Annotated in this window: 13 protein-coding genes; 9 read left to right on the top strand and 4 right to left on the bottom strand. The window is 65.3% G+C overall.

Annotated elements, in window-relative coordinates:
* Positions 1 to 15 precede the first annotated feature (15 nt).
* Together PCE31107_RS07695 and PCE31107_RS07690 are read right to left on the bottom strand one after the other, a co-directional pair.
* Entirely contained in the window at positions 16 to 429 is a 414-nt protein-coding gene (locus tag PCE31107_RS07695; RefSeq protein WP_150607497.1) for a methylglyoxal synthase, read from the bottom strand.
* Between the two features lie 19 nt (positions 430 to 448).
* Complete coding sequence (locus PCE31107_RS07690; protein WP_150607495.1) at positions 449 to 1,228, bottom strand: SDR family oxidoreductase; 780 nt, start codon at positions 1,226 to 1,228, stop codon at positions 449 to 451.
* Between the two features lie 210 nt (positions 1,229 to 1,438).
* Here PCE31107_RS07690 and upp point away from each other — a divergent pair, with 210 nt between their 5' ends.
* Positions 1,439 to 2,089: a uracil phosphoribosyltransferase gene (upp, locus tag PCE31107_RS07685; protein WP_130026777.1), complete on the top strand. Its 651-nt coding sequence runs from the start codon at positions 1,439 to 1,441 to the stop codon at positions 2,087 to 2,089.
* A 62-nt stretch (positions 2,090 to 2,151) separates the two neighbouring features.
* Here the strand turns inward: upp and PCE31107_RS07680 are convergent, their stop codons facing one another.
* Positions 2,152 to 3,087, bottom strand: coding sequence for a DMT family transporter (locus PCE31107_RS07680; protein ID WP_150607493.1), 936 nt, complete (start codon positions 3,085 to 3,087; stop codon positions 2,152 to 2,154).
* 118 nt (positions 3,088 to 3,205) lie between these two features.
* Positions 3,206 to 4,690 (bottom strand): helicase HerA-like domain-containing protein, encoded by a 1,485-nt coding sequence (locus PCE31107_RS07675; RefSeq protein WP_246181759.1) that lies wholly within the window; start codon positions 4,688 to 4,690, stop codon positions 3,206 to 3,208.
* A gap of 467 nt (positions 4,691 to 5,157) precedes the next feature.
* Here PCE31107_RS07675 and PCE31107_RS07670 point away from each other — a divergent pair, with 467 nt between their 5' ends.
* The 8 genes from PCE31107_RS07670 to ugpB all read left to right on the top strand — a co-directional run bounded on the left by PCE31107_RS07670 (position 5,158) and on the right by ugpB (position 12,765).
* Positions 5,158 to 5,883: a YebC/PmpR family DNA-binding transcriptional regulator gene (locus PCE31107_RS07670; RefSeq protein WP_130026780.1), complete on the top strand. Its 726-nt coding sequence runs from the start codon at positions 5,158 to 5,160 to the stop codon at positions 5,881 to 5,883.
* A gap of 1 nt (position 5,884) precedes the next feature.
* A complete protein-coding gene (gene purD / locus PCE31107_RS07665) occupies positions 5,885 to 7,162 on the top strand; it encodes a phosphoribosylamine--glycine ligase (protein ID WP_130026781.1) in 1,278 nt (425 codons plus the stop codon).
* 314 nt (positions 7,163 to 7,476) lie between these two features.
* Positions 7,477 to 8,361 (top strand): mechanosensitive ion channel family protein, encoded by an 885-nt coding sequence (locus PCE31107_RS07660; RefSeq protein WP_130026782.1) that lies wholly within the window; start codon positions 7,477 to 7,479, stop codon positions 8,359 to 8,361.
* A 125-nt stretch (positions 8,362 to 8,486) separates the two neighbouring features.
* Positions 8,487 to 9,422, top strand: coding sequence for an oxygen-dependent coproporphyrinogen oxidase (hemF, locus tag PCE31107_RS07655; protein WP_150607489.1), 936 nt, complete (start codon positions 8,487 to 8,489; stop codon positions 9,420 to 9,422).
* Between the two features lie 13 nt (positions 9,423 to 9,435).
* Positions 9,436 to 10,167, top strand: coding sequence for a nicotinate-nucleotide adenylyltransferase (locus PCE31107_RS07650; protein ID WP_150607487.1), 732 nt, complete (start codon positions 9,436 to 9,438; stop codon positions 10,165 to 10,167).
* A gap of 62 nt (positions 10,168 to 10,229) precedes the next feature.
* On the top strand, positions 10,230 to 10,670 hold the full coding sequence (gene rsfS / locus PCE31107_RS07645; protein ID WP_130026783.1) for a ribosome silencing factor: 441 nt from the start codon (positions 10,230 to 10,232) through the stop codon (positions 10,668 to 10,670).
* 27 nt (positions 10,671 to 10,697) lie between these two features.
* Positions 10,698 to 11,168 carry a 23S rRNA (pseudouridine(1915)-N(3))-methyltransferase RlmH gene (gene rlmH / locus PCE31107_RS07640; protein WP_150607485.1) on the top strand — a complete coding sequence of 157 codons (471 nt, stop codon included), beginning with the start codon at positions 10,698 to 10,700 and terminating at the stop codon, positions 11,166 to 11,168.
* Positions 11,169 to 11,433: 265 nt separating this feature from the next.
* Entirely contained in the window at positions 11,434 to 12,765 is a 1,332-nt protein-coding gene (ugpB, locus tag PCE31107_RS07635) for a sn-glycerol-3-phosphate ABC transporter substrate-binding protein UgpB (RefSeq protein WP_150607483.1), read from the top strand.
* The last annotated feature ends 151 nt before the right edge of the window (positions 12,766 to 12,916 follow it).

Here is a 12,916-nt window from a genome sequence, read left to right as displayed (position 1 = left end):
TGTCGGTTCTCGGCGTCACGCCCCCGGCTGTGCGGCCAGACGCACGATCAACTGCTCGAGCAGCATGCGCGCCGTGGCGCTGTTGGTCGCACACGGCACGTTGTGTACGTCGCAAGCCCGCACGAGGGCGTTGATATCCGGTTCGTGCGGTTGCGGCGTCATCGGGTCGCGCAGGAACAGCACCATGTCGACGCGCCCCTCGGCCAGTTGCGCGCCTATCTGGAGGTCGCCGCCGTGAGGGCCGGAGAGCATTCGCTCAACGTCCAGGCCAAGCTCGGTGGCGATGCGTCCGCCGGTCGTGCCCGTCGCGACGAGCTTGCACTGGCGCAGCACGTCGGCGTAGTCGCGCGCCACGGCCAGAATGTCGTCTTTTTTCTTGTCGTGCGCGATCAGCGCAATCCGGACTTTGGGTACCGTCGATACAGTCATTGAAGCCATCTCAAAAAGGTTAAAACGTGCCCGGGTACGCGCCACCGTCGATCAGCACGTTCTGTCCGGTAATGTAGCCCGCCTGCGCGCTGCAGAGAAAAGCACAGGTCGCGCCGAACTCGTTCGGCTGCCCGAAACGGCGGGCCGGAATCGCGGCAGCGCGCTGGGTGCGGACTTCTTCGAGCGTCTGTCCGCGCTTGGCCGCCGATGCCTGCAGGGTGCCCGTGAGTCGGTCGGTATCGAAGGCCCCCGGCAGCAGATTGTTGATGGTGACGTTGTGCCCAACAGTCGTGCGCGCCAGTCCTGCGACGAACCCGGTCAGTCCCGAGCGGGCGCCATTGGACAACCCGAGGATGTCGATGGGCGCTTTCACGGCCGACGACGTAATGTTCACGATGCGGCCGAAACCGCGCGCCATCATGTCGTCCACGCACGCCTTGATCAGTTCGATGGGGGTGAGCATGTTCGCGTCCAGCGCGCGAATCCAGTCGTCGCGTTGCCATTCGCGGAAGTCACCCGGCGGCGGGCCGCCCGCGTTGGTCACGAGAATGTCGAGTTGTCCGCACGCCGCGAGCGCCTGTGCCCGCCCCTCGGGCGTGGTGATGTCGCACGCCACGGCGGTCACGCTCACGCCCGTGGCCGCGCGAATCTCGTCGGCCGCCGCGTTGAGCGGCTGCGCCGTGCGCGCGACGATCACGACATTCGCGCCCGCTTCGGCCAGCGCCTGCGCGCACGCGCGTCCCAACCCCTTGCTCGCCCCGCAGACCAGCGCGGTGCGCCCCTTGATTCCCAGATCCATGTTCAGCCTTCCAGACAAGTGACACGTTGGACAACGGCGGTGGTACCGCCGTCTTGCAGCGATTCTAAGGGAATCGTGCGCACCCCGCTTTGTCGGGGGAGCGCTTGGGCAATCGGTATGGACTGACAGCGAAACCCGGACCGACGGCGCCCGCATCGGCTAAAATCGCGGCCATGCGGGCCACACCGGCCCTGCCCCAGATTGCCAGCCATGAAACAAGATCCCCGCTTCCCGAATCTCTTTATCTGCGATCACCCGCTGATCCAGCACAAGCTCTCGCACATGCGCGACAAGGAAACGTCAACGCGCACGTTCCGCGGCCTGCTGCGCGAGATCACCTTGCTCATGGGCTACGAAATCACGCGCGACCTGCCGCTCACGACTGAGCGCATCGACACGCCGATGGTCGCCATGGACGCGCCCGTCATCGCGGGCAAGAAGCTCGCCATCGTGCCCGTACTGCGCGCCGGCGTCGGGATGAGCGACGGCCTGCTCGATCTGGTGCCGTCGGCACGCGTCGGTCACATCGGGGTGTATCGCGACGAGCAACATCGTCCGGTCGAATATCTTGTGCGTCTGCCGGATATCGCCGACCGCCGCTTCATCCTGTGCGACCCCATGGTGGCGACCGGCTATTCGGCCGTGCATGCCGTGGACGTGCTTCGCAAGCGCGGCGTGGCCTCGGAAAACATCGCGTTCCTCGCCCTCGTGGCGGCGCCCGAAGGAGTGAAGGTGCTGCATGACGCGCATCCGGACGTGAAGCTGTATGTCGCGTCGCTCGACGAGCGTCTGGACGACCATGCCTACATCATTCCGGGTCTGGGCGACGCGGGCGACCGACTGTTCGGCACCAAGAACTGACGCAAGGCGGGCCCCGCGCCCCGGCCCGCCTGCGCCGGAGCAACGCGTCCCCCCCTACCGCGCTACCGCTTTCCCCGGCGCCCCTGACCCGGGCGCCGTGTGGCCATCGCCACGCCCACGGCCGCCAGCCCCATCCCTGCCCACGCGAGCGGCGGCATGTGCTCCCCGACCATGAGCCACGCAGCCAGCGCCGCTGACGGCGGCACAAGGAAAAACAGCGCCGAGACACGCGACGCCTCACCACGCCGGATCATCGCCAGCAGCAACGAAATCGCGACGATCGAGTTGCCGATCACGAGGTAGACGAGCGCTGCGCCGAGCTGCCACGTCCATTCGATGTGCATCGGCTCCAGCCATGCGGCGAGCGGCAGTGTCGCCGCGAAGCCCACGGCGTACTGCACAAGATTCGACGTGACCGGGTGCTGGCCCACGCCGAAGCGCTTCTCGTAGAGCGTGCCGCAGGTGATCGCGCCAAGCGCCACGAACGTCAGCACCAGCCCCAGCGCGGAAGTCGCCTCCACCGCCGAGCGCGCCACAATGACCAGCGCCGCCCCCGCCAGCCCCAGCACCAGTCCGACCCAGTTCAGCCCGCTCACGCGCTCGCCCACCAGGTGCGGCACGGCCAGCGCCACGAGAATCGGCTGCAGCGAGGTAATCAGCGCCACGCTGCCGGCCGACACGCCCAGGCGTAGCGCCAGATACGTCATGCTGAAGTACAGCGCCTGAATGAGCAGACCGATGACGACGAGATGGCCCCAGGCGGCCACCGTGTTCGGCAACGGCGGGCGCATGACGAGCGCCAGCGGCGCGAGCAGCACGAGCACAAGCCCGTAGCGAAGCGCGAGGAACGTGAGCGGGTCGGCATAGGTCAGGCCGATCTTGGCGACGGTAAAACCGACCGACCACAGAAACAGAAAAATGAGCGGCGCGGCGCGCAGCCACAACGGGTCGTGGGCGACACCGGTACGCACCGGATCCAGCGAAGATTTCAGCGACATGAGGGGGCGAGCGATCGATATAGAGGAGACGGTGCCGGCGATACATCAGTGGCAAGGCATACGCCACTCGCGACCGATCGTCCGACGCGGGCGTTGTCGCGGCGATCGACGGGCCCGGTCATCGCCGCTTGCTGCCGCCGAGAATGCTGCCCAGCACGCCGCGCACGATCTCGCGGCCCAGTTGGCTACCGATGGTGCGCGCCGTACTCTTGACCATCGCTTCGACGACCGTGTCCTTGCGACGCGAGCCGCCCGCGCCGCCCAGCAAGCCGCCGAGCGAGTCCCTGACCGCATCGAGCAGACCGCCGCCCGTCGTTTCACCGCCGTTCGGCGCTTGCGGCACCGCCCCACCCTCTGAGGCGAGCGGCACGTCGCCCTGGCGCGTCCGCGTGCGCCCGACCAGCGTTTCATAAGCCGACTCGCGATCCACCGTTTTTTCGTACACGCCAGCCACGAGCGACGCGGCGATGAGCGCTGCCCGCTCCTGCGGGGTAATCGGTCCGATGCGCGAGGCCGGCGGCGCGATGTACGCGCGCTCCGTCACGGCGGGACGCCCCTTCTCGTCGAGCAACGACACCAGCGCCTCGCCCACGCCCAGCTCGCCGATCACCGCTTCGATATCGAGCGACGGATTGGCGCGCATGGTCTGCGCCGCCACCTTGACCGCCTTTTGATCGCGCGGCGAATACGCCCGCAGCGCATGCTGCACGCGATTGCCCAACTGACCGAGCACGGTGTCCGGCACGTCGACCGGATTTTGCGTCACGAAGTACACGCCAACGCCCTTCGAACGAATCAACCGCACCATCTGTTCGATCCGCTCGAGCAACGGCTTCGGCGCCTCGTTGAACAACAAATGCGCCTCGTCGAAGAAGAACACGATCTTGGGCTTGTCGGGATCGCCCACCTCCGGCAGACGCTCGAACAGCTCGGCGAGCAGCCACAGCAGGAATGTGGCGTAGATGCGCGGCGCGGCCAGCAGTTTGTCCGCCGCGAGAATGTTGACGATGCCGCGCCCTTGCGCGTCCGTCTGCATGAAATCGTCGATATCGAGCATCGGCTCTCCGAAGAACTTGTCGGCGCCTTGTTGCTCGAGCGTGAGCAGCCCGCGCTGGATCGCGCCGACCGACGCGGCCGAGATGTTGCCGTACTGCGTGGTGAAGGTCGAGGCGTTTTCGCCCACGTGCTGGAGCATGGCGCGCAGGTCCTTGCTGTCGAGCAGCAGAAGGCCGTTGTCGTCGGCAATCTTGAAGACGAGATTGAGCACGCCGGTCTGCGTCTCGTTCAAGCCCAGCAGCCGCGAGAGCAACAGCGGACCGAGATCGGAAACCGTTGCGCGTACTGGGTGGCCCTGCTCGCCGAACACATCCCAAAGTGTGGCGGGGCTGCCATGCCAGTCGGGCGTTTCGAAGCCGAATTGGGCAATGCGCTCCTTGAGCTTGGGCGTCTCGGCGCCGGGCTGCGCGATGCCCGTCAGGTCGCCTTTCACGTCAGCGAGGAACACGGGCACGCCGATGTCGGAGAAGGCCTGTGCCATGACCTGGAGCGTGACGGTCTTGCCCGTGCCCGTGGCCCCGGTAATCAACCCGTGGCGATTGCCCATGGCGGGCAGCAGGCCAAGAACGTGCTGATCGTTGCGTGCGATGAGAAGCCGGTCGCTGGGGTCGCTGGCAGGGCTCACGGCCCCGTTGGAGGCAGGCGGGGATGCCGTTGAGGAAGCGGCAAGCGACGAGGCTTGCGGCGGCACGGGCTTCTGGGGCATGAGAGACCTCGGCGGTAGACGCAGCGTGGCTCGTGACACGGCGCAGCAAACACCCGTGGCACGGTGCGGCGGCATGATAAAATTGCCTCCGATTATAGCGGCACGATGCCGCTCGGACTGCCCTGGCCCCGAAACGACGGGGGGACCGATGGGTCGACACGACCCATGGGCGCCAACGAGGCGATTCGGCAATTCGCGCCCGCGACCCCGGTGGTGGCGGGCGCGCCTGTTTCAATGGTTGGCCGCGCCGCACCGCGCTGGCCGGCAGAGGCTACTTCGCCGCACAGCGCGGCACGACGGAGAAATTCATGGCGGGTCATTCCAAATGGGCCAACATCAAACACAAGAAAGCGGCGGCAGATGCCAAGCGCGGTAAAGTCTGGACACGCCTGATCAAGGAAATCACAGTGGCCGCGCGCCTGGGCGGCGGTGACGTCGACAGCAACCCGCGCCTGCGCCTGGCCGTGGAAAAGGCCGCCGACGCGAACATGCCCAAGGACAACGTCAAGCGCGCGATCGATCGCGGCGTTGGCGGTCTTGACGGCGCCAACTACGAAGAAATCCGCTACGAAGGCTATGGCATCAACGGCGCGGCCGTGATCGTCGATACCATGACGGACAACCGCGTGCGCACCGTCGCCGAAGTGCGCCATGCCTTCTCCAAGTTTGGCGGCAACATGGGCACCGATGGTTCGGTGGCCTTCCTCTTCACGCATTGCGGCCAGTTCTTGTACTCGCCGGAAACGCCGGAAGACAAGCTGATGGAAGTGGCGCTCGACGCCGGCGCCGACGACGTGATCACCAACGACGACGGCAGCTTCGAAGTCATCTGCCCGGCGAACGACTTCCAGGCCGTGAAGGCCAAGCTTGAAGCGGCCGGTCTGAAGGCCGAAGTCGCGGAAGTCACGATGAAACCGCAAACCGAAGTGGTCTTCACCGGCGAAGATGCCGTGAAGATGCAAAAGCTGCTCGACGCGCTCGAAAATCTCGACGACGTGCAGGAAGTATTCACCAACGCCGTCATCGAGGAATAAGATGAAGATTCTGGTTGTCGGCTCGGGCGGCCGCGAACACGCACTGGCGTGGAAGCTTGCCCAATCGCCTCGTATTCAGTTGGTCTATGTCGCCCCGGGTAACGGCGGCACGGCGCTCGACGAGCGCCTGCGCAATGTCCCGATCAGCGATCCCAATGTGCTCGCCGAGTTCGCCGCGCGCGAAGGCATCGCGCTGACCGTGGTCGGCCCGGAAACGCCGCTCGCCGCCGGTATCGTCAACATCTTCCGCGCGCGTGGCCTGAAGATTTTCGGCCCGACGAAGGAAGCAGCGCAGCTCGAATCGTCGAAGGACTTCGCCAAGGCGTTCATGAAGCGCCACGGCATTCCCACCGCCGATTACGAGACGTTCTCCGACGCGGCCAGCGCCCACGCCTACATCGACGCCAAGGGCGCGCCGATCGTCATCAAGGCAGACGGCCTCGCCGCAGGCAAGGGCGTGGTCGTGGCGATGTCGCTCGACGAAGCGCATCACGCCGTCGACATGATGCTCGCGGACAACAAGCTCGGCGACGCCGGTGCCCGCGTGGTGATCGAGGAGTTCCTGCAAGGCGAGGAAGCCAGCTTCATCGTGATGGTCGACGGCAAGAACGTGCTTCCGCTCGCGACGTCGCAGGATCACAAGCGTCTGCTCGACAACGATCAGGGACCCAATACCGGCGGCATGGGCGCGTATTCGCCCGCACCGATCGTCACGCCGCAGATCCATGCGCGCGTGATGCGCGAGATCATTTTGCCGACCGTGCGCGGCATGGAAACCGACGGCATCCGCTTTACGGGCTTCCTGTACGCCGGTCTGATGATCGACGCACAGGGCAACGTCAAGACGCTCGAATTCAACTGCCGCATGGGCGACCCCGAAACGCAGCCGATCATGGCGCGCCTGAAGGGCGACTTTTCGGTCGTGGTCGAGCACGCAATTGCGGGCACCCTCGACAAGGTCGAACTCGACTGGGACCGCCGTTATGCGCTGGGCGTGGTGCTCGCCGCGCACGGCTATCCGGACACCCCGCGCAAGGGCGACCGGATCTCCGACGTGCCGGCCGAGACCGCTGAATGTGTCACGTTCCACGCGGGCACGCAGCTCGAGAACGACGTGCTGACGGTGACGGGCGGACGGGTGCTGTGCGTGGTTGGCTTGTCCGACACCGTGCGCGGCGCGCAGAGCGTGGCGTACCAGACCGTCAATCAGATCAGTTTCGACGGTATGCAGTATCGCCACGATATCGGCAACCGCGCACTGGCGCGCAAGCCGGAGTAAGCCAGCCAAAGTCAGGCAACTGGCGTCAGGTCGGCCACGCTGGAAGGCAGACCTTGAAGCGCCAAATCGTTGTGCCACGGCCCGGAGACGTCATGTCGTCCGGGCCGTTGTCGTTTTGGCGGGCGTTTTGCGGCCGTTTTAGCCGCCGCTCTGGCGGCCCCACGACCGCGAATGCCGTCACAGCGTCGCGATTGACAAGCGCGGAGCAAGTTGGCACGCTGACACGGCGCGGGTGCGTCACCACCGCGCGTCCGGCCAGCCCCGGCGGAATGCATACAGTTTTCCCGACAGACCCTCGCTCGACGGAGACTTACATGTTCGATCTCGACAAGCTGGTCAACGATTATCTGATGCCGTTCGGCCTGAAGATTGTGATGGCCGTGGTCATCTGGATTGTCGGCGGTATCGCCATCAACGTGGTGGCGCGGCTCGTGCGCAGCGCCATGACTCGCCGGGCCATCGATCCCACGCTCGTTCGTTACAGCGAATCGACGCTGCGCATCGCCTTGCGCATTGCGCTGATCATTTCCATCCTCAGTGTCTGCGGTATCGAGACGACATCGTTCGCCGCGCTGCTTGCCGCCGCCGGCATCGCCATCGGCGCAGCGTGGTCCGGACTCCTGTCGAACTTCGCCTCCGGCATCTTTCTCATCGTGCTGCGCCCCTTCAAGACGGGCGACATGATCAGCGCAGGCGGCGTGACCGGGGTGGTCGACGAGATCGGCCTGTTCGTCACCACGCTCACGACGGCGGACAATCTGCGGGTGTACGTCGGCAACACGAAGGTCTTCGGCGACAACATCACGGTGTACGACGCCAACGCGTTTCGCCGCGTCGACTTGACGGCGCAGCTCGCCCACACGGTCGATGTGCAGGACGCGATAGCGCGCCTGAAGGCACGCATCGCGCAGATCCCGAACGTGATGAGCACGCCCGCGATCGATGTGGTGATTCTCGAATTCAATCCCGCCGGGCCGGTGCTCGCGGTGCGTCCGTACTGCCACAACCGCGATTACTGGCAGGTGTATTTCGATACCAACCGGGCCATCGCCGAGGTCGGTGGCACGGCCCAATGGCCGGTGCCGGCGCCGCGTCAGATCCTCATGCCGCCGCCGGGCGACCCTGGCAAAGGCATGCCCATTGCGCCCGCGGGCGGCGCGCCAACGGCCAGTCCTCTGCCCAACGCGCCAGCGCCATGACCGCCAGAGCTTGATGCAGGTCATTCGGCCGGCATTCGGCGCGACCGTTTGCCGCCTCGGCCTGCCCCTGACCGCGTGGCTGCCGGTACAATCGCGGTTATTACCACGCATCGGGACGTCACAGAATGACAGCGCAAGACGCCGCACCGGCGCCGGATACGGGCGCAGTGCGAACTTATCTGCTCGGGCTTCAGGACCGTATTGTCGACACGCTCGGGCGCCTCGACGGCAAACGCTTCCTCGCCGACGACTGGCAACGTCCGGCCGATAGCGCGCTGCGCGGCGACGGCCGCACCCGCGTGCTCGACGACGGCGACTTCTTCGAGCGCGGCGGCGTGAATTTCTCCCACGTGGTCGGCGACAAACTGCCGGGTTCGGCCAGTGCCTCCCGCCCGGAGTTGGCCGGGCGTGGCTTCGAAGCGCTCGGTGTCTCGCTCGTGCTGCATCCGCGCAATCCGTACTGCCCGACCGTGCACTTCAACGTGCGCATTCTGATCGCCACGGCCCCCGGGCAGTTGCCCGCGTTCTGGTTCGGCGGCGGCATGGATCTCACGCCGTACTATCCATTCGAAGAGGACTGCCGGCACTTTCATCAGACCTGCAAGGACGCGCTCGATCCGTTCGACACCACGTGGTATCCGCGCTTCAAGACGTGGTGCGACGAGTACTTCTACCTGAAGCATCGCCAGGAGCCGCGCGGCATCGGCGGCATCTTCTTCGACGACTTCTCGGGCGGCGGTTTCGACACGGGCTTCGCCGTCATGCAAAGTGTGGGAGATGCGTTCCTCGACGCTTATGTCCCCATCGTCGAGCGCCGTCGCGGCATGCCCTACGGTGAGCGCGAACGGGATTTCCAGGCCCACAGGCGTGGCCGCTATGTCGAATTCAATCTGGTCTGGGACCGTGGCACCCATTTCGGCCTGCAATCGGGGGGGCGCACCGAATCCATCCTGATGTCGATGCCGCCGATCGTGAAATGGCACTACGACTGGAAACCCGAGCCGGACACCCCGGAAGCGAAGCTCTATACCGACTTCCTCGTGCGCCGCGAGTGGGTGTGAAGGCCGGCCGCGAATGACCGTCTCCTCCCCTGCCGCCCCCCACGCCACGCATCCGTCGCCCGCCGGTTCGATCCGGCGCATCGGCGTGCTCGGCGGCACGTTCGATCCGATTCACACCGGGCACCTCGCACTCGGCGCGCTGTTCGCCCGCACACTCGCCCTCGACGAACTGATCCTGATGCCGGCCGGCCAGCAGCCGCAGAAGCAAGGCAGCACCGCGGCCGAACATCGGCTGGCCATGACGCGCCTCGCCGCCGAGCAACTCGCGGCCGAGCTGGCGCTCACGCGACCGTCCACTCGGTTGCGGGTCAGCACGCGGGAGATCGAGCGCGCCGGGCCGAGCTACACCGTCGATACGCTGCGCGATATGCGCCGTGACCTGGGCCCGCGGGTCTCACTCTCACTGCTTATCGGCTCCGACCAACTGGTGCGCCTGGATACCTGGCACGCCTGGCGCGAGCTATTCGACTACGCGCACGTCTGCGCGGCCGCGCGACCCGGTTTCCGCTGGGCCACCGCCTCATCAGAACTGCGCCAGGTCTTCGCCGAACGGGAAAAGTCCGCGCTCGGGGTACAATCCACGCCATGCGGCGGCATACTGATCGACAACTCACTGGCTGTCGACATCTCCGCCACCGAGTTGCGCGCTACGCTGGCGCACGCGCGAGACGCGGCCACGCCCCCGGCGAATCTGCCCGAATCCGTGTGGCATTACATCCGCGCGCAACACCTGTATCGCGCCTGACGGCCCTTGGCCCTTACCCGGTCGCCGCCTCGGCGCTCCCTGTTTCACCAAAAAGACGCACTATGGATATTCGTAAACTTCAGCGCCTGATCGTCGACGCCCTCGAAGACGTCAAGGCCCAGGACATCAAGGTGTTCAACACCGAGCACCTCACCGCCCTGTTCGAGCGCGTGATCATCGCGAGCGGCACGTCCAATCGCCAGACCAAGGCGCTCGCCGCGAGCGTGCGCGACAAGGTCAAGGCCGCCGGCGGCGACATCGTCAGCATGGAAGGCGAAGACGTCGGCGAATGGGTGCTGGTCGACACGGGCGACGTCATCGTGCACATCATGCAGCCGGCCCTGCGCCAGTACTACAACCTCGAAGAGATCTGGGGCGAGAAGCCCGTGCGCCTGAAAGCGGCCGGTACCAAGGCCGGCGCCAAGGCCAGCGCGGAAGATCACGAAGACGACGAGGACGACTCCGTCGACGCGCCGGCCCCCGCACGCCGCAAGGCAAAGTAAGCCGGCGCTGCGCGGGAGTCAGCCGTCATGCGTCTGTTCATTCTCGCGGTCGGGCACAAGATGCCCGGCTGGATCGAGACCGCTTTCGCCGAGTACGCCAAGCGCATGCCGCCCGAGCTGCGTATCGAACTCAGGGAAATCAAACCGGAGCAACGCTCCAACTCCCGCACGGCCGAGACGGTGATGGCGGCCGAAGCGCAGCGTATCGACGCGGCCCTGCCGCGTGGCTGCCGCCTCGTGTGCCTGGACGAACGCGGACAGGACCTCACGACGATGCGTCTGGCCCAATCGCTCACCGGCTGGCAGCAAGACGGACGCGACGTGGCGTTCGTGATCGGCGGCGCAGACGGCCTCGACCCGGCCCTCAAATCTCGCGCCGACACCCTCATCCGGCTCTCCAGTCTGACGATGCCCCACGGCATGGTGCGGGTGTTGCTCGCCGAGCAGCTCTACCGCGCGTGGAGCATCAATGCCAATCATCCTTATCACCGCGTCTGACGGCACACGACGTCAGAAATAAGTCGGAAATAAGTCAATTCGTCTTGTGCAGTGCAACGCCACGTTGCGCTGCATGTCCAATAGCGCGCTCTCGCCCTACTTCCCGGCACACCCCGACGATTGTCAATTCCCCTTTGACGCCGCCATGCAACACGCGTTGTGCGCTGCGGGTGGAAAAAACACAATGACGTGGTAGTCTAGCCCGCGCTGCAAGGTTCGCACCGCGAACAACAACTAGACTTCTCGTGAACCACCGGAGATTGGCATGAAGCAACCGTCCCTGCGAAGTATCGTTTTGGCCGGCGTTGGCGCTGCAATGGCGTTCGGCATGAGCACGTCGGCCCTGGCCGCAACCGAGATTCAGTTCTGGCACTCGATGGAATCGGCCCTCGGCGATCGCGTCAATCAGATCGCCAACGATTTCAACGCGTCGCAAAGCGACTACAAGATTGTCCCGATCTACAAGGGCAACTACGAGCAGGGACTGGCCGCCGGTATCGCCGCGTTCCGCGCCGGTAACGCGCCCGCCATTCTTCAGGTGTACGAAGTGGGTACGGCCACGATGATGCAAGCCAAGAAGGCGGTCAAGCCGGTGTGGCAAGTCATGAAGGACGCCGGTGAGCCGTTCAACGAAGCGGCGTTCGTGCCGACCGTGGCGAGCTACTACGCCGACAGCAAGACCAACCATCTCGTGTCGATGCCGTTCAACAGCTCGACGCCGGTGCTGTATTACAACAAGGACGCCTTCAAGAAGGCGGGCCTCGATCCGAATACCCCGCCGAAGACCTGGGCCGACGTGAAGACCGACGCCGAGAAGCTCAAGGCCGCCGGCCTGTCGTGCGGCTTCAGCACCGGCTGGCAGGGCTGGACGCAACTCGAAAACTACAGCGCCTGGCATGCCCTGCCGTTCGCCACGAAGAACAACGGCTTCGACGGTCTTGATGCCAAGCTGAACTTCAACGGCCCGCAGCAGATCAAGCACATCCAGTTCCTGGCCGACATGGCCAAGGAAGGCACGTTCACGTATGTGGGCCGCAAGGATGAAGTGACCTCGAAGTTCTACAGCGGCGACTGCGGCATTGCCATCACCTCATCGGGCGCCCTCGCCAACATCGCCAAGTACGCCAAGTTCAGCTATGGCGTGGGCATGATGCCGTACGATGCCGACGTGAAGGGTGCACCGCAGAACGCCATGATTGGTGGCGCGAGCCTGTGGGTGCTCGCTGGCAAATCGTCCGCCGAGTACAAGGGTGTGGCCAAGTTCCTGAACTACCTCGCGTCGCCCGCGGTGGCGGCGAAGTGGCACCAGGATACCGGTTACCTGCCGGTGACGAAGGCCGCCTATGAACTGACCGAGAAGCAAGGCTTCTACGCGAAGAACCCCGGCGCCGACGTGGCCATCAAGCAGATGCTCAACAAGCCGCCTCTGCCGTTCACGCGGGGTCTGCGCCTGGGCAACATGCCGCAGATTCGCACGGTGGTCGACGAGGAACTCGAAGGCGTGTGGAGCGGCAAGCAAACGCCCAAAGCCGCTCTGGACAAGGCCGTCGCCCGTGGCGACGAGCTGCTCCGTCGCTTCCAGAAACAGGGCGGCTAAGCCGTCCTCAATCCGCCCGATCGCGCACGCGAAGCCGGTGAATTGGCCAATGAATGGCGTTCGCGGCGTGCATTGCGGCGTTACCGTCGCAACGTTACCATGACCACCCGGCCCGTCGACAACACGGGCCGGGTTGGTTTTTTCTGCTCAT

This window comes from Pandoraea cepalis (genome assembly GCF_902459625.1).
In the GTDB taxonomy this organism is placed as follows: Bacteria; Pseudomonadota; Gammaproteobacteria; order Burkholderiales; family Burkholderiaceae; genus Pandoraea; species Pandoraea cepalis.
Note: the sequence above shows the minus strand (reverse complement) of the source record. Positions and strands in the feature narration are given on the sequence as shown.